The organism is Microbacterium imperiale (assembly GCF_017876655.1).
In the GTDB taxonomy this organism is placed as follows: Bacteria; Actinomycetota; Actinomycetes; order Actinomycetales; family Microbacteriaceae; genus Microbacterium; species Microbacterium imperiale.
This window is the reverse complement of the sequence record NZ_JAGIOK010000001.1, coordinates 2,047,490-2,063,552: the sequence shown is the minus strand read 5'-3', so window position 1 is coordinate 2,063,552 and position 16,063 is coordinate 2,047,490. Positions and strand designations below refer to the sequence as shown.

General features: G+C 70.3%; 19 protein-coding genes. 7 read left to right on the top strand and 12 right to left on the bottom strand.

The annotated features are described in order from the left end of the window. Nucleotides 1-106 precede the first annotated feature (106 nt). The 4 genes from JOF37_RS10190 to JOF37_RS10175 all read right to left on the bottom strand — a co-directional run bounded on the left by JOF37_RS10190 (nt 107) and on the right by JOF37_RS10175 (nt 2,190). Entirely contained in the window at nt 107-493 is a 387-nt protein-coding gene (locus tag JOF37_RS10190) for a fluoride efflux transporter FluC (RefSeq protein WP_307803461.1), read from the bottom strand. After that, nucleotides 490-891 carry a fluoride efflux transporter FluC gene (locus JOF37_RS10185; protein ID WP_271175035.1) on the bottom strand — a complete coding sequence of 134 codons (402 nt, stop codon included), beginning with the start codon at nt 889-891 and terminating at the stop codon, nt 490-492. The genes JOF37_RS10190 and JOF37_RS10185 overlap by 4 nt, the downstream gene beginning before the upstream one ends. A 65-nt stretch (nt 892-956) precedes the next feature. Beyond that, entirely contained in the window at nt 957-1,919 is a 963-nt protein-coding gene (locus JOF37_RS10180; RefSeq protein ID WP_210006710.1) for a DNA topoisomerase IB, read from the bottom strand. A gap of 1 nt (nt 1,920) precedes the next feature. Then, on the bottom strand, nt 1,921-2,190 hold the full coding sequence (locus JOF37_RS10175) for a DUF7218 family protein (protein WP_210006709.1): 270 nt from the start codon (nt 2,188-2,190) through the stop codon (nt 1,921-1,923). 150 nt (nt 2,191-2,340) lie between these two features. Between JOF37_RS10175 and JOF37_RS10170 the strand changes: the two genes are divergently transcribed. The 4 genes from JOF37_RS10170 to JOF37_RS10155 all read left to right on the top strand — a co-directional run bounded on the left by JOF37_RS10170 (nt 2,341) and on the right by JOF37_RS10155 (nt 5,842). Continuing rightward, nucleotides 2,341-3,729, top strand: coding sequence for an HNH endonuclease signature motif containing protein (locus tag JOF37_RS10170; protein WP_210006708.1), 1,389 nt, complete (start codon nt 2,341-2,343; stop codon nt 3,727-3,729). Between the two features lie 229 nt (nt 3,730-3,958). Beyond that, nucleotides 3,959-4,123 carry a hypothetical protein gene (locus JOF37_RS10165; protein ID WP_210006707.1) on the top strand — a complete coding sequence of 55 codons (165 nt, stop codon included), beginning with the start codon at nt 3,959-3,961 and terminating at the stop codon, nt 4,121-4,123. Nucleotides 4,124-4,277: 154 nt separating this feature from the next. Continuing rightward, nucleotides 4,278-5,228: a DUF4097 family beta strand repeat-containing protein gene (locus JOF37_RS10160; RefSeq protein ID WP_210006706.1), complete on the top strand. Its 951-nt coding sequence runs from the start codon at nt 4,278-4,280 to the stop codon at nt 5,226-5,228. A gap of 5 nt (nt 5,229-5,233) precedes the next feature. Further along, on the top strand, nt 5,234-5,842 hold the full coding sequence (locus tag JOF37_RS10155) for a PadR family transcriptional regulator (protein ID WP_210006705.1): 609 nt from the start codon (nt 5,234-5,236) through the stop codon (nt 5,840-5,842). 27 nt (nt 5,843-5,869) lie between these two features. Here the strand turns inward: JOF37_RS10155 and JOF37_RS10150 are convergent, their stop codons facing one another. After that, nucleotides 5,870-6,400 carry a universal stress protein gene (locus JOF37_RS10150; RefSeq protein WP_210006704.1) on the bottom strand — a complete coding sequence of 177 codons (531 nt, stop codon included), beginning with the start codon at nt 6,398-6,400 and terminating at the stop codon, nt 5,870-5,872. A 147-nt stretch (nt 6,401-6,547) separates the two neighbouring features. Here JOF37_RS10150 and JOF37_RS10145 point away from each other — a divergent pair, with 147 nt between their 5' ends. Next, entirely contained in the window at nt 6,548-6,724 is a 177-nt protein-coding gene (locus tag JOF37_RS10145) for a DUF3073 family protein (RefSeq protein ID WP_091501735.1), read from the top strand. Between the two features lie 9 nt (nt 6,725-6,733). Here the strand turns inward: JOF37_RS10145 and JOF37_RS10140 are convergent, their stop codons facing one another. The 5 genes from JOF37_RS10140 to JOF37_RS10120 all read right to left on the bottom strand — a co-directional run bounded on the left by JOF37_RS10140 (nt 6,734) and on the right by JOF37_RS10120 (nt 12,579). After that, entirely contained in the window at nt 6,734-7,963 is a 1,230-nt protein-coding gene (locus JOF37_RS10140; RefSeq protein ID WP_271175034.1) for an MFS transporter, read from the bottom strand. Continuing rightward, nucleotides 7,960-9,420, bottom strand: coding sequence for an amidophosphoribosyltransferase (gene purF, locus JOF37_RS10135; RefSeq protein ID WP_210006703.1), 1,461 nt, complete (start codon nt 9,418-9,420; stop codon nt 7,960-7,962). Before purF ends, JOF37_RS10140 begins: the two co-directional genes overlap by 4 nt. Before the next feature lie 6 nt (nt 9,421-9,426). Then, nucleotides 9,427-10,545, bottom strand: a complete 1,119-nt coding sequence (gene purM, locus JOF37_RS10130) for a phosphoribosylformylglycinamidine cyclo-ligase (protein WP_210006702.1) — start codon at nt 10,543-10,545, stop codon at nt 9,427-9,429. A gap of 68 nt (nt 10,546-10,613) precedes the next feature. Continuing rightward, nucleotides 10,614-11,399: a glucosamine-6-phosphate deaminase gene (gene nagB, locus JOF37_RS10125; protein ID WP_210006701.1), complete on the bottom strand. Its 786-nt coding sequence runs from the start codon at nt 11,397-11,399 to the stop codon at nt 10,614-10,616. Nucleotides 11,400-11,433: 34 nt separating this feature from the next. Continuing rightward, nucleotides 11,434-12,579 carry an ROK family transcriptional regulator gene (locus tag JOF37_RS10120; protein WP_210006700.1) on the bottom strand — a complete coding sequence of 382 codons (1,146 nt, stop codon included), beginning with the start codon at nt 12,577-12,579 and terminating at the stop codon, nt 11,434-11,436. 97 nt (nt 12,580-12,676) lie between these two features. On the opposite strand from JOF37_RS10120, the gene nagE reads away from it, so the two are divergent. Together nagE and JOF37_RS10110 are read left to right on the top strand one after the other, a co-directional pair. Further along, a complete protein-coding gene (gene nagE / locus JOF37_RS10115; protein WP_210006699.1) occupies nt 12,677-14,608 on the top strand; it encodes an N-acetylglucosamine-specific PTS transporter subunit IIBC in 1,932 nt (643 codons plus the stop codon). Between the two features lie 82 nt (nt 14,609-14,690). Continuing rightward, entirely contained in the window at nt 14,691-15,302 is a 612-nt protein-coding gene (locus JOF37_RS10110; protein WP_210006698.1) for a zinc-binding alcohol dehydrogenase, read from the top strand. Between the two features lie 27 nt (nt 15,303-15,329). Here the strand turns inward: JOF37_RS10110 and JOF37_RS10105 are convergent, their stop codons facing one another. Together JOF37_RS10105 and JOF37_RS10100 are read right to left on the bottom strand one after the other, a co-directional pair. Then, complete coding sequence (locus JOF37_RS10105) at nt 15,330-15,653, bottom strand: potassium transporter Trk (protein WP_210006697.1); 324 nt, start codon at nt 15,651-15,653, stop codon at nt 15,330-15,332. 37 nt (nt 15,654-15,690) lie between these two features. Beyond that, nucleotides 15,691-16,059 carry a sterol carrier family protein gene (locus tag JOF37_RS10100; protein WP_210006696.1) on the bottom strand — a complete coding sequence of 123 codons (369 nt, stop codon included), beginning with the start codon at nt 16,057-16,059 and terminating at the stop codon, nt 15,691-15,693. Between the last annotated feature and the right edge of the window lie 4 nt (nt 16,060-16,063).

Below are 16,063 nucleotides of genomic sequence, written 5' to 3'. Positions count from 1 at the left end.
GGAGCGCCGAGGACGGCGCGGATGTCGGTGCGGTGCAGGTCGGGCGCGGAGCGCTCGTCGATACAGGACTGTATCGACGCCCAGTATCCCACGCCTCGGCTATGGGTCAGCGGGGGAAGAGTCCGCCGATGGTCATCCCGATCGCGGCCGCCACGACGGCCGCCGCGAGCGTGCCCACCAGGTTCACGACCGCCCAGTCGCGGCGGCCGCGGCGGGCGAGCTGCACCGTCTCGACGGAGACGGTGCTGAAGGTCGTGTATCCACCGAGCAGGCCGATGCCGAGCACCGCCATCACCTCGGCGCCGATCACGGTGCCGAGTCCGGTGAGAAGCCCCAGCATCGCCGAGCCGGTGACGTTCACGACGAGGATCCCGATCGGGAAGGCTTCGCGGCGTCCCCGAGTGACGACCACGTCGACGACATAACGGATGCCGGCACCGACGCCGCCCGCGACGACGAGGGCGATCAGCATCCCCGTGCTCACTCCGTTCACGTGTCCGCTTTCGTGCGGGAACCCGCCGACAGGCCGAGCGCCGCGGCGAGAAGGCCCCCGATCAGCGACACGGCGACGAGCGCGAGACCGACCACGGGGGCATTGGTGGCGACCTGGATCGATTGGACCGCGAAGGCGCTGTAGGTCGTGAAGCCGCCGAGCACCCCGGTGCCGAGGAACGCGCGTCGCCGCGGGTGGGCATCACCCCAGCGACCGACGACGATGCCGAGAAGGAAGGAGCCGACGAGGTTGCACCCGAGCGTGAGAGCCGGCACGGCGAGAGGATGCATCCACCCGACGAAGGGGACGGTCAGCGAAGCGCGCACCGCGACGCCCGCCGCGCCCCCGAGCATCACGAGCAGGAGCGTCAGCGGCGAGATCCGAGAGCGGCCGACCACGACGCCACGGTAGTGCCGCGGGTCGTCGGCACGGCGCCGCCACACCGCGGGCGCGACGGTGGCGCTCAGCCGAGGATGAGCGACCGGATCGCCGATTCCGGCGACACGTTGGTGTCGAGCAGCATCCCGGACCGGTAGCGCTCGAAGACGCGCGGGTCGATGTACGAACTGCGGGCGACGGAGGGGGTGTTGCCGAGCGCGGTCGACGCGGCGCGGACCGCTTCGACCTCGGCCTGATGGATCGCGCGCGCCGTCTCGGCGATGCCGATGCGGGCGAGGGCGTCCGCCGCGACGACCGTGCCGCGCAGCGTCCGGAAGTCTTTCGCCGTGAAGGGACCGCCGGTGAGGGCGCGGACGTACGCGTTGACCTCGTTGGGAGTCAACGGCACCCGACGGCGCTCGCGCTGCCATGCCAGCAGCGGCGACGCGGGGCGGCCTTCGATGAGCAGCAGGATTGCCGCCGCGAGGTCGGGGTCGGAGATCTCGAGCGCTTGGCGCTGCCCGCTCTTGCCCGAGAACGCGAGGTTGACGATCGTGTCGGCGACCGATGCGTCGCGCCGACGCAGGGTGGTCAGCCCTCGACTGCCGTGCTGCAGCAGATAGCGCTGCGAACCGATGCGCAGCGCCGACCGGTCGAGCATGCGGAATGCGGCGGCCAACACGCGCTCGCGATCGAGCTCCGCGCGGCGCAGCGAGGTCGTCGCACGCGAGCGGGCGCGGGGCAGTGCTTCGGCGAGCTCCATGGCCCGCGCGTACTTGCCTTTGTCGCGGCTGCGCGTCCAGTCGGGGTGGTAGATGTACTGCCGCCGGCCGGCGTCGTCGGTTCCGACCACCTGGACATGGCCCTGCGGGTTCTCGCTGATCCAGACGTCCTGCCACGCCGGCGGGATCACGATCGTGCGGATGCGCGCCAGGTCGCGGCGGCTGATCGCGCCCCCGTCGGCGTCGGTGTAACGGAAGCCCTTCCCCGATCGGATGCGGCGGATGCCGGGATCGACGCCGGGGCGGACTCGGACGAGTCGGGGCACCTCAGTGGTCGCGCAGCATCGAGATGATCTGCGCCTTCTTCTTGCCGGAGTAGCCGGAGATGCCCAGCTCCTTCGCGCGCTTCTTGAGCTCGTCGACGGTCCAGTCCTCGTAGTCGCCGGACTTGCCGCCGCGGTGCCCGACGGCCTTGCGCCCGTCGCGAGCGGCGGCATTCGAGATGCGGGCGGCCTTCTCTTTCGAGGCACCGTCTTCGCGCAGCTCCTCGTAGAGGGCCGGGTCTTTCAGACTGTTGGATCCACGTCCCTGCGGCATGGCGATCTCCCTTCGTCGTGGAGCAGACGTTACGAGCGGCGCGACAGGCGGCGCAGGTGCTTGACACGGTTCATCGGCGGGCGTAGCCGCGTCGTCCGCGGGTGATGCGGCTCGCCGGTCGATGTCGGAGGTCCGTGGGAACATTCGAACATGTCTTCGAGTGCAGGGTTCGGCAGCGACGCGGATGCCGCCGCGCTGGCCGCGCTCGTCACCGATGCCGAGGGCGCGGTCGATGTGGTCCGCGCAGGTCAGATCCGCGAGGTGCGGGTGCTGGCTGCGGCGGGCCGACTCGCGCAGCAGCAAGCCGCGGGGGCGTCGGAGCGGGTGAAGAGCCATGAGATGGCGTTACGCGGGATCGCTGCGGAGCTCGCCGGGGTGTTCGCGGCGACCGATCGCACGCTGCAGCGCCGGATCGACGAGGCGCTGGACCTGGTCGAGAACTATCCGGCGACGATGGACGCGTGGGAGGCGGGACGCATCAGCCGCGGGCATGTCCGAGTGATCCAGGACGCCGGGTGCGTCGTGCCCGCCGAAGCGAGGGGCCAGTTCGAGCGGGCGGCGATCGAGCGGTGCGAGGGCGAGACGCCCAACCGAGTGCGGGACGCGCTGGTGCATATTGCCGAGAGACTGCACCCGCGGTCGTTCAGCGAGCGGCACGAGCAGACTGCGGCCGGCCGGTGCGTACGCGTGCACCCCGGACCCGACGGGATGTCCGACCTGATCGCGACCCTGCCGACCGTGATCGCCGAGGGCGTCGTCGACCGGTTGACACGGCAGGCCCGGGAGATCATCAACACCCGCCCACAGGCGGATGCCGACCCCGCAGTCGAGGCGGAGTCGGAGTCGGCGGCAGTCGATGCGGCGGAACCGGAGAGCTCGTCGTTCGCGGGCGACACCCGCACGGTCGACCAGGTCCGCGCGGACGTGTTCGCCGACCTCCTCCTCGCCGGGGCGCCCTCGCTCGACCCCACGGCCGACGATGACGGCAACGGTGCGCTCGGGGCGATCCGCGCGAAGGTGCAGGTCGTCGTGTCGGCGCTGACCCTGACCGGCGAAGACGACGGGCCAGCCGACCTCGTCGGCCGCTCCCCCATCGACGCAGCGACCGCACGGGAACTCGCCGGCGACAACACCGCCTGGGACCGGCTCCTCACCCACCCCGTCACCGGAACCGTGCTCGAATGCGACGCGTATCAGCCCACGGCCGCGATGAGACGGCTCTTACGGGCGAGGGACCGGCACTGCCGATTCCCCGGATGCCGGCAACCCGCCGTCCGGTGCGAGATCGACCACACCCACGCCGCATCCGACGGCGGTGCCACCCACGTCGGCAACCTCGCCCACCTCTGCAAACGCCACCACGACGTCAAACACCACACCCGATGGCGAGTCAAACAACTCCCCGGCGGGCGGCTCGTGTGGACCTCGCCCACCAGGCGGGTCTACCGCGAAGACGCACCGCCGCCGCTCGTCGCTTTCGCTCCCGCATCCGATCCACCGATGGGAAGACCGCCCGGAGACGGCTCGCCACCGTTCTGATCCAGAACCACATCCGTCGTGCGCCGTGCGCCGTGCGCCGTGCGCCGTGCGCCGTGCGCCGTGCGCCGTGCGCCGTGCGCCGTGCGCCGTGCCCGCGAGTACCACCGCCGGAAAACCGGAGTCAAGCCCTCGCGGCGCACACACGGCTTTCTCTAATGTCTCATTCAGCGCTCACCGGCGCGAACGTCTCGCAACGGGACGGGTACTGGGAGACAGACAAGGAGCCCCCGTGAACATCTTCCTGGTGATCATCATCGTGGTGGCGATCGTGCTCGCGATCGTCAGCGGCCTCAACAGCGCCCTCAGCTGGCTGCTCTGGGTCGCCCTGATCGTGGGTGTGATCGCACTCATCGCGTTCCTCTTCCGAGTAATCAGCGGAAACAAGCGCGTCTGACCGTCGCGTCGACAGAACGCCTCCACCCTCCAGGTGGGGGCGTTCTGCTTTTCCTGCCTGCCGGATGACAGACGCGATATATCGTGTTATGTTCGCCTCAACGCGATATATCGCGTATCGACTGCGACCCAGGTCGCCGAACAGAGGGAACGCCATGACACTCCAGAAGTGGATCGTCCACCCGGCCGAAACCCGGGTCATCGACGTCGACGACATCCGCAAGCTCAAAGTCAGCATGGTCGGTGGCCAGATCGACATCGTGGCCCACGACGAACCGGGCGTGCGGATCGAGGTGCACTCCGTGACCGGCAAGGACCTGCGCATCGAAGCGACGGGAGACACGATCGAGATCGATCACCCCCAGCTGCGCTGGGACAACTTCCTGCAGGTCTTCCGCAATTTCGGCTCCGTCGGCCCGAAGGCCGAGGTCAGCGTGGCCGTGCCGCGCGGCACCGATCTGACGCTGGGCGTCGTCAGCGCCAGCGCCCTCGTCTCGGGTCTCGAAGCCGACGCGCGGGTCAACACCGTGTCGGGCGACATCATCGTCGACGGCATCACCGGCGACGTCAGTGCCAATGCGGTCTCGGGCGACGTGCAGGTCCGCGAACTGCGCGGCGCGCTGAGCGCCAACTCCGTGTCGGGCGATGTCGCGGCCACCGGCAGCCTGCGAGCCGCCAGCATCGACACCGTCTCGGGCGCGATGCTCGTCGACTCGACCGGTCCGATCCAGTCGATCTCGCTGCACACGGTCGGCGGCGACGCCACCGTCCGCCTCGACGAGGGCGTGCCGGCCAACTACCAGGTGCGCAGCGTCAGCGGGCGCGTCCTGATCGACGGCATCGTCCGCTCGGGGCAGGGCGCCGGTCCGCTCACGAGCTTCGTCGGATCGAGCGGCGAGCTCAGCGGCACGTTCGTCGACGTCCGCACCAACTCCGTCTCGGGCGATCTCACGGTGCTGCGCCGCCCCGCTGCAGCCGGCACCGAGGTGACCGCGGACGACAAGGGCGTGACCGACACGCTCGCCGCCACACCGCAGACCGAATCCGCACCCGATGGCGTCGCGCCGACCCTCGACGACGACGACCAGCACCGAAACCAGGAGTGATCGCCATGAGTCCCGTCTTCTCCCACGGCGACCTTCGCCTGTACCTGCTGTCTCTGCTCGACGAGTCGCCGCGCCACGGCTACGACCTCATGCAGGCACTGTCCGACCGCACCGGCGGCACCTATTCACCCAGCGCAGGCACCATCTACCCGCGCCTGGCCAAGCTCGAGGATGAGGGGCTCGTGACCAAGACCGTCGACGGTCGCAAGACCGTCTACGAGATCACCGACGCAGGGCGCGAGCAGCTCGAGGCCCGCCGTCACGACCTCGACGGGATCGAGGCCGGCCTCGCCGACAGCGTCCGCCTCATCGCCGACGAGGTGCGCGGCAGCGTCCGCGCAGCGATGAAGAGCCTGCAGGCCGACCTCGCCGCCGCCGCCAACGCCGACCGCGAGTCGGCGAAGCGCTCTCCGCAGCCCGAGAGCCCCCGCGCTCAGGCGCGGGCGCAGGCCCAGCGAGCGGATGCCGCGATCGCGGAGTTCCGCGTGAACGTCAAGGCCGACCTGCGCTCGCACGTCGCGCGGGACGGCGACATCGCCGCATCCGTCATCGACGACCTCGTCGCGACCCTCGAGGGCGCGCGACAGGATCTGCTGCGCGCGCTGCGCGGCTGACCCCGCTCAGACCTCTGGTCCGACGCCTCAGGGCTCGGGCCAGAGGTCTTCGTCGTCGGCGACCTGCTGCCCCTGCGGCACCACCAGGATCGGCCGCTGCTGCCGGTGCGCGAGCCGAGCGGCGACCGAGCCGGTGAAGAACTCCCGGATCGACTCGCCGATGCCGCGGCGACGCGTGCCCACGACGAGCAGCTTCGCGTCCACGCGCTCAGCGAGGTGCTTGATCGCGAGCGCCGGGTCACCCACCAGCTGATGGACGACCCATTCGACCGTCGACGCCGCCAGCGCCTCGGCCGCCGCGGCGCGGATCTGCTCGAGCTGCGCCGCACTCGAGACCGCGCCGAGGTCGATCGGCGCCGTGTGGACGTAGCCGTCGGGATCCTCGTACGTCACGAATCGCGTCACATCGACGTGCACGATGACGAGCCCGACGCCGAGCATCCCGGCGTAGCGGGCCGCCTCGATGACGACGCGCGGCGACTGCCCGGGGATGACGCCGACGATGACCGGTGTGGAAGGAAGCCGACTCTCGTCTCGGACGGAGTGCTGCTCGACCATGATCGCCCCCTGTCTCGGCGGCCAGGCCGCGAGGGCAGGTGGCCACCGTGTTATTCTTGATGCTACTCTTCCCCGGCGCTGCGCCGGATCGTGAAATGCTCCGGGCGTCGCTAAACAGCCCGTGACTCAGAAATGAGGGGGTCTCGCATGGGGCGTGGCCGTCAAAAGGCGAAGCACACCAAGATCGCGCGTGAGCTGAAGTACGACACCTACAATGTCAACTTCTCCTCGCTCGAGAAGGAGCTCGGCCACTCGGACGACGATCAGTACGTCGACAAGTGGGCTGACCAGTACTCGGACGAGTACGAGGACGAGAAGGCCTGACCGGGTCCATCACCATGCGCCGCGGCGCTGCTCCCACTCGTCCTCGATCGTCCTCGAGCGCGTGACGACGATTCCGGCAGGGATCGCCGCGAGCATCAGCACGCCGATCATCATCAGCGGCCCCGTCCAGTCGCCCGTCGCTTCCGACAGCAACGCGAACGAGATGGGGAAGACCGCGGCGACGGCGTAGCCGACGCTCTGCGCGAATCCGCTGAGCGCAACCGCGCCTTCGTGCGTCCGCGTCTTCAGCTGCATGAACACCAGAGCCGCGGGGAACAGCATCTGCGGCGTGCCCAGCAGCACGACCCAGAGGACGACCGCCGCGCTCGGTGCGAACAGCAGACCCGCGACGGCGACGAGTCCCGCCGTGGTCGCGACCGCGTAGATGACGCCGAGACGCCGCCAGCGTGTGATGACCAAGGGCACGAGGATCGACCAGGGCAGTCCCATCGCGCCGAACAGAGCGAGCAGCGCGCCCGCCTCGGAGTGCGACACTCCCGCGAGGTCGACGAGGATGATGGGCAGCCACGCGAACGATGCGTAGACGCTCGAGGCCGACACGGCGAACGTCACCGCGATCGCCCACGCCAGCGGCAGCCGGAAGAGGCGACCGAGCACGCGGGGCGGAGGCGGCGGCTCGACGGCATCCGCGGGATCCGCCGCGGCCGCCGTGCGCCGCGATCGCCGCAGCGTCGCGACCCACGGCACGACCGCCATCACCGCGAACACCGACCACAGGCCGAGCGACAGCCGCCAGCCCGCCGTGTCGGCGATGGGCACCGCGACCAGCGGCGGCACGAAGGCGGCGATCGCGAGCATGGTCGAGTAGATCGACGTCATCGTGCCGACGCGATCGGGGAAGTACGTCTTGATCAGCGGCGGCAGCACGACGTTGCCGATGCTGATGGCCGCGAACAGCACCGTCGTCGCCGCCAGCAGCGTGCCGGCCTCGGGTGCGAGTGCGCGCCCGAGCAGAGCGAGCGCGGCGATGACCATCGCCGCGACAGCGAGTCGCTGCAGGCCGAACCGCCGCTCGAGCACGGGGGTGACGACCCCGAACACGGCGAAGCACACCGGCGGCGCGGCACCGATCAGACCGGCGACCCACGACGGGACCCCGATGTCGGAATCGATCTCGGCGAGGATGGGCGACAGCGATGCGACCGCCGAGCGCAGCGAGAACGCCACGAGCACGACACCGAGGAACGCGAGCGCACGCCCGCGCCATAGAGCGCTCACGACTGCTGGGTGCCCTCGACCCAGCTCAGGTACTCGTCGGTCACGGTGCCGGTGACGTAGCGGCCGTCGAAGCAGCTCATGTCGAGATCGGTGATGCCGGTGCCCTCGACGATCGCCGCCTTGAGATCGTCGATCTCCTGGTACACGAGGTAGTCGCAACCGAGCTCACGAGCGATCTCGGGGATCGTGCGATCATGCGCGATGAGCTCGTGGCGCGACGGCATGTTGATGCCGTACACGTGCGGGTAGCGCACCGGCGGCGCCGCCGAGGCGAACGTGACGCTCTTGGCACCGGCATCCCGCGCCATCTGGATGATCTCTTTCGAGGTCGTGCCGCGCACGATCGAGTCGTCGATGAGCAGGACGTTCTTGCCCTTGAACTCGCTCGACATCGCGTTCAGCTTCTGCCGCACGCTCTTCTTGCGCACCGCCTGGCCCGGCATGATGAACGTCCGGCCGACGTAGCGGTTCTTGTAGAAGCCCTCGCGGTACTCGATGCCGAGCTTGCGCGCGACCTGCATCGCAGCGGGTCGCGACGAGTCGGGGATCGGCATGACGACGTCGATCGCGCCCTGCGGCGTGTACTTGGCGATCGTGTCGGCCAGGCGCTCGCCCATGCGCAGGCGCGCCTCGTAGACCGAGATGCCGTTCATGATCGAGTCGGGACGCGCCAGGTAGACGTACTCGAACGAGCACGGCGCGAGCTGGGTCTGCGCGGCGCACTGACGCGAGTGAAGAGTGCCCTCGGCGTCGATGAAGACCGCCTCGCCGGGCTCGACGTCGCGGACGACCTCGAAGCCGCCGTTCTCGAGCACGAGCGACTCGGACGCCACGGTCCACTCGTCACGGCCGTTCTCGGCCCGGCGCGTACCCAGGATGAGAGGACGGATGCCGAACGGGTCGCGGAACGCCAACAGGCCGTGCCCCGCGATGAGGGCGATCGCCGCATACGAGCCCTCGACGCGCTCGTGGACGCGCTCGACGGCCTGGAACACCTGGTCGGGGTCGAGCGCGAGTCCCGAGATCGTGGTCTGCAGCTCGTTCGCGAGGACGTTCACCAGCAGCTCGGTGTCGGAGCTGGTGTTCAGGTGCCGGCGATCGTTGCGGAACAGCTCGTCGGTCAGCTCACGGGTGTTGGTGAGGTTGCCGTTGTGGACCAGGACGATGCCGTACGGCGCGTTGACGTAGAAGGGCTGCGCCTCTTCCTCGCTCGACGCCGTCCCCTTCGTCGCGTAGCGGACGTGACCCAGCCCGATGTTTCCGAGCAGCGAACGCATGTCACGCGTGCGGACGGCCTCGCGGACCTGCCCGTTCGCCTTGAAGATGTGGAAGACGCCGTTGCCCTCGGCCGTCGCGATTCCCGTCGAGTCCTGGCCGCGGTGCTGCAGCAGCAGAAGGGCGTCGTAGATCTCCTGGTTCGCCGGGGACTGCCCGACGATGCCGACGATTCCGCACATGTGGTGTTACTTCGCTCCTGCTTCGCGGTATCCGCCGACGAGGCGCACGGCGCCGCCGTCCACGCCCTTCGCGCCCTGCTCGTAGTCGCCGTCAGGGCGGGGACCGGTCGAGACGACGCCCGCCTGCCACGTGTCGATGCCATCGGCGGCGAGCGCGGCGATCGCGGCATCCGCCGCCTCGGGCGCGACGACGGCGAAGAAGCCGACGCCCAGGTTCCACGTGCCCTCGGTGCGCTGCACGTCCAGGCCACCCAGGTCGGCCAGGACACGGAACACCGGCGAGGGCGACCAGGTCGAACGGTCGACGTCGACCCAGGTGCCGCGGGGAAGAACCCGCGCCAGGTTCGCCGCGATGCCGCCACCGGTCACGTGGCTGAGCGAGTGCAGGCCGTCGCCGAGCTGGCCGATGAGGCGCAGCAGCGGCGAGGTGTACAGACGAGTCGGCTCGAGCAGCTGCTCGCCCCACGTCCGTCCGAAGTCGGCGGCGTGGTCGCCGTAGCCGATGCCCGCGCCCGAGATGATGTGACGGATCAGCGAGTAGCCGTTGGAGTGCGGGCCGCTCGAGGCGAGTGCGAGCACGACGTCGCCGTCGCGGACGCGCTCGGCGCCCAGCACCTGCTCGGACTCGACGACGCCGGTCGCGGCTCCCGCGACGTCGTAGTCGTTCACCCCGAGAAGACCGGGGTGCTCGGCGGTCTCGCCGCCGACGAGGGCCGTCCCCGTCGCCGAGCAGCCGTCGGCGATGCCGCGCACGATGTCGGCGATCCGCTCGGGCACGACCTTGCCGCACGCGATGTAGTCGGTCATGAACAGGGGCTTGGCGCCCACCACCACGATGTCGTCGACGACCATCCCGACCAGGTCCTGCCCGATCGTGTCGTGCTTGTCGATGGCCTGCGCGATCGCGACCTTCGTGCCGACGCCGTCGGTCGAGGTCGCCAGCAGCGGCTTCGTGTAGCCGAGCAGCGCCGTTGCATCGAAGAGTCCGGCGAAGCCGCCGACCCCGCCGAGCACTTCGGCACCGTGGGTGCGACGGACGGCCGACTTCATCAGTTCGACGGCGAGGTCTCCCGCCGCCGTGTCGACACCGGCTTGGGTATAGGGATCAGTGGGACTCGAGGCCACGGCATCCAGAGTACCGGCACGGGCGACGCCCGAGCGCCGCCCGTCCGGCGCCGGCCGCTGCGACGCGATCAGATCCCCTGCCAGGCCGGCTTGTTCGCCCACGCGTGCCGGTAGTAGGGAGCCTGGGCGAGAGATGCCGCGGCGGCCTCGTCGACGACGACGGTGACGTGCGGATGCAGCTGCACCGCAGAACCGGGAGCGGAGGTGCTCACGGGGCCTTCCACCGCGGCGGCCACCGCGGCGGCCTTGGCCTCGCCGAATGCCAGCAGCACGAGGTGACGGGCGCGCAGGATCGTGCCGATGCCCTGCGTGATGCAGTGCATCGGCACCTCGTCGGGCGAGGCGAAGAAACGCGCATTGTCGGCGCGGGTCTCTTCGGTGAGGGTCTTGACCCGGGTCGACGACGCGAGCGAGCTGCCCGGCTCGTTGAAGCCGATGTGCCCGGTGCGTCCGATGCCGAGGATCTGCAGGTCGACGCCGCCGGCGGCGCGGATCGCCGCCTCGTACTCCTCGCCGGCGGTCTCGATGCCCTCGAGCTCGCCGCTCGGGACGCGGATGTTCTCGGGGGTCAGCCCCAGCGGCTCGACGACCTCGCGCTCGATGACCCGGCGGTAGCTCTCGGGGTGGCCGGCGGGCAGACCCACGTACTCGTCGAGCGCGAAACCGCGCACGCGCGAGACGTCGATGTCGTCGCCGCGCACCCGCTCGGCGAGGTGCCGGTACACCGCGAGCGGGGTCGATCCGGTGGCCAGGCCCAGCACCGCGTCGGGGCGCGTGCGGACGAGGTCGACGATCGCATCGCCCACCAGGCGGCCGGCCTCCTGCTCGTCGCGGACGATGATCACTTCTGCCATGGCGTTGCCTTTCGGGTCGGTCTGGTCTGTTCGTTCAGGTGAGGCCGAGGGTCTCGCTCAGCACGAGGGCCGCCGCGCCCCGCAGCCGCAGGTCGCCGTCGCCCTCGGCGCGGCGGAGGATCAGGTCATCGAAGACGATCGGCAGCACGCGGGCGCCGATCGCCTCGCGCGCCGCGTCGATGAGCACCCCGTCGAGCAGGGCCGCGGGGCCGCTCAGCACGACGTCGGTCAGTCCGAGCGTGGCGATGAGCGGCGCGAGGGCGATGCCCAGGCACCGCCCGGCCTCGCGCCGGCGATCGGCCGCCGCATCGGCGTCGGGAGCTGCGGCGACGCGAGCCTCGAGCTTCGGCACCGAGATCCATGCCTCGAGGCATCCGGTTCGTCCGCACGCGCAGACGGGACCGGTGCCCTCGGTCACGACGACGTGGCCCAGTTCGCCCGCGGTCCAGTTGCGGCCGTGCACGACCGCGCCGTCGATGATCGCCGCCGCGCCGACCCCGGCGCCGATACGGACGAGGAGCAGATCGTGATCGACCTGCCCATGGCTGAGCTCGCCGATACCCGCGGCGTTCAGGCCGTTCGCGACCGCGACCGGCAAAGACGTGCGCTCGTGCAGGATCTCGCGCAGGGCGACATCCGTCCAGGCCAGGTGCGACGACTCACGCACGACGCCGGCGCCGTCGACGATGCCGGGAGTCGACACCCCGATGCCCAGCACGGGCGCCTCGGCGCGGGCGGTCAGGCGCTCGACGAGGTCGCCGAGCAGGGTCGCGGCCTCATCACCGGTCGCGCCGCGCCGGTCGACCACCTCGCGCACGAGGACCGTGCCGGCGAGGTCGACGACGACGCCCTCGAACGTATCGCCGCTCGAGATCGACACGGCGACGACGTTGCGCGCACTGCGGGCGAGCGCGAGAGCGCGGGAGGGGGCGCCCGGTCCCCTGCGGCGACCGGCCCCGCGCTCGACGACGAGGCCTTCGTCCACGAGTTCGCCGACGAGGTCCGAGATCGTGACCTGCGACAGGCCCGTGGCGCGGGCGATGTCCGCGCGCGAGAGGCCGTCCTGCCGGTACAGGGCCTGCAGCACGAGACGGCGGTTGTTGCTGCGTGCGTCTTCGGGGCGGATGCGGCGACCGCGTGAGCGCGTCGATGCGCCCGCTGCCGACGTCGTCATGGTCATCCGCTCTCCCATCGAGTACAGTCTCCGAGAAATAATTCGGAAACGTTCTTAAACAATACTGTGGAACGTCCCGACCCCGCGCACATCGGAGTGACCCGTGAAATTCTTCCAACGACTCGGCAGATCGATCATGCTGCCCGTCGCCGTCCTGCCCGTCGCCGCCATCCTCGTCGGCATCAGCTACTGGATCACCTCGGTCGCCGGCAGCAATCTCGTCTCGACGTTCCTCGCCGCGGCCGGCGGGGCACTGATCGACAACATGGCGCTGCTGTTCGCGATCGGTATCTCGATCGGCATGGCGAACAAGTCCGACGGCACCTCTGCTCTGGCCGGCCTCGTCTCGTGGCTCACGGTGACGACCCTGCTGAACCCGGCCACCGTTGCCGGCCTCATCGGCGTCGAGGATGTCGCCGAGGTCGACCCCGCATTCGGCAAGGTGCAGAACGTCTTCATCGGCATCATCTGCGGCCTCATCGGCGCCTGGGCCTACAACCGTTTCAAGGACGTCAAGCTGCCCGACGCCCTGTCGTTCTTCTCGGGCAAGCGGTCGGTGGCGATCGTGACCGCCGGCGTCTCGCTCGTCGTCGCCGCCGTGCTGTTCTTCGTCTGGCCCGTCGTCTACACCGGCCTCGTGATCTTCGGCGAGTGGATCTCGACGCTCGGCCCCGTGGGCGCCGGCATCTACGGCTTCCTCAACCGCCTGCTCATCCCCCTCGGCCTGCACCACGCCCTGAACTCGGTGTTCTGGTTCGACGTCGCCGGCATCAACGATCTCAACAACTTCCTCGCCGGCTCCGGCGGCGAGGGCGTCTTCGGGGTCACGGGACAGTACATGACCGGCTTCTTCCCGATCATGATGTTCGGCCTCCCCGGCGCCGCCCTCGCGATGTACGTCACCGCCAAGACCAAGCGCAAGAAGATGGCGTCGGGCATCCTGCTCTCGGCCGCCTTCGCGTCGTTCTTCGTCGGCGTCACCGAGCCGCTCGAGTTCGCGTTCATGTTCCTCGCGCCGTGGCTCTACCTCGTGCACGCCGTCTTCACCGGCATCTCGGTCTTCATCGCCGCGCTCCTGCCGACACGCATGGGCTTCGGCTTCTCGGCCGGCTTCATCGACCTCGTCCTCGGCTGGATGAACCCGCTCGCGCAGAACCCCTGGATGATCCCGGTGATGGGCGTCTTCTGGTTCGCGGTGTACTTCGTGGTGTTCCGCTTCCTCATCCTGAAGTTCCGCCTGAAGACTCCCGGACGCGAGGACGACGACGAGTCGCTCGACGCCTCAGCGGCCACCGCCCCCCGTGGCGACTACGCCGACACAGCGGAACGTTTCGTCGCGGGCCTCGGCGGGAAGGACAACATCGTCCAGCTCGACAACTGCGCCACCCGGCTGCGACTCGAGGTCGCCGACACCTCGCGCGTCGACGACGCCGCCCTCAAGCGCGCGGGTGCCGCCGGCACGATCGTCTCGGGCGCGAAGTCTGTCCAGGTCGTCTACGGACTCAACGTGCAGTTCGTCAAGGACGCGATGGATGACGTCCTCGCCGGCCGCAGTGTCACGCGCAGTGCGCCCGCCGGCAGCGACGCCCGCACCGAGACGCCGCACGCGGCCGGCGGAACCGCCACCGCCACGGTGATCCGCCTGACGCAGCCGGTCGCCGGCGCGGTGCTGCCGCTGTCGGCCGTGCCCGACCCGGTCTTCGCGCAGGGGACGATGGGCCCCGGCGTGGCGATCGAACCGAGCGGCGACACCGTCGTCGCTCCCGCCGAGGGCACGGTCACGACCGTGTTCCCCACCGGCCACGCGATCGGCGTGACCCTGGACGACGGCACCGAGCTGCTCATCCACGTCGGCATCGACACCGTCGACATGAAGGGCTCGGGGTTCCAGCCGCTCGTGCAGCAGGGCGAGCGGGTCCACGCCGGCCGGCCGCTGCTGCGGTTCGACGCCGCGGCGATCCGTTCGGCCGGATACAACCCGATCACGCCGGTCATCGTGCTGAACAACGCACAGGCCACGATCGAGTTCGTGTGACCTTCGACGGCCGGTGCCGGGCGCGTCGCGAACGCTGCCGGCACCGGCCGTCCGCGTCACCGGCGGATCTAAACTGGGCGCCATGAATGCGGCGGGTGCTCCGGAGTGGGTGGTGCGAGAGGATGCCTCGGCACCGACCGTCGTCGCCCTCTACCTTCGGCAAGCGCTCGGGGTCCGATCTCCCGACGAGCTGCCCCACCTGCGTGGCATCGACGCGACACCGCCCGACCGGTCGGCGGACGAGCAGCACGAGCTCGAGCGGCAGTGGCGCGCCTACTTCGCGATGACGGTCGAGCCGCTCGCGCATCCCTCGCCGGTTCCCCTCGACCTCGTCGCGGGCTTCGACACGCTGGTCGCCCTGCCGACCGAGGGCTTCGACCTGCTCGAGCGCGAGATGCGCCCGCACGCCGCGCGAGCCGTCGCCTTCGCGCGAGACGTGCAAGCTCGCTACGCCGCGCGCAGCGACTCGGCGGGCGCCGTCGCGTACCGCGCCTATGCGGGAGCGCTGGCCCAGCACGAGCGCCGCATCGGGCGACGCGCGCACTCGTTCGAGCTCAACGTGCAGGTGCTGCCCCTCAGCCAGCGGGGCGTGTGGTGGATCGGATCGCTCACCATCGCCGTGACCGACGGGCTCCGCAGCGACATCGCGGCCTTCGACGCCGCGATCGCGCCGATCATCGCCGAGATCGCCTGAGGCGAGACCGCGGACGGATGCCGCAGCTCAGGCGGCGTCGGTGGAGCGCACGCGCTCGTGGACGATGCGCACCTCGCGCGAGCGACGCCGCGCCGACCGGTCGAGGATGAGCGCGACGACCCCGCCCAGCGCCATGCCGACGGGGATCGCGCCGAGCGCGATGAAGCCGAACACCTGACCGACCGAGTACTCGAGGCCCGTGCTGGTGCTGACCCCGCCGTCCGAGATGCCGAAGGTGAGCGCGAGGGCGGCGATGATGCCGACGGCCGCCCCGAGCAGGAGGAAGACGCTGTACTTGGGCACGCGGCGCACGCGCGCCGACTCGACCCGTTCGGTGATCTCCTCAGCCATGCCTCTATTGTCGCACCGCCTGAGCCACCCCGGGCGGTCAGGGGCGCAGTGGCAGCAGGGCGGTGAGATCGGCGCGGGTACCCGACGCGGACAGGCGGCCCGCCGACGCGGCATCCGTCCATGCCAGCACGCCGGTGGCGAGGTCGATCCAGGTCAGGGGGTCGGTCTCGACGACGTTCGGCGGGGTGCCCCGCGTGTGGCGCGGACCCTCGACGACTTGCACGGCACCGAAGGGCGGCACACGCATCTCGACCGCGTTGCCCGGCGCCTTCTCGACCAGCAGCTGCAGCAGATAGCGCACGGCCGTCGCGAGGTCGGTGCGCGCCGGCTTCTCGCCCGCGTCTCGGGCGGTCGCGACCGCGGCCAGGGCGGCGCGGCCGTCGGCGGTGAGGATGCTGCGGGCCATGGGT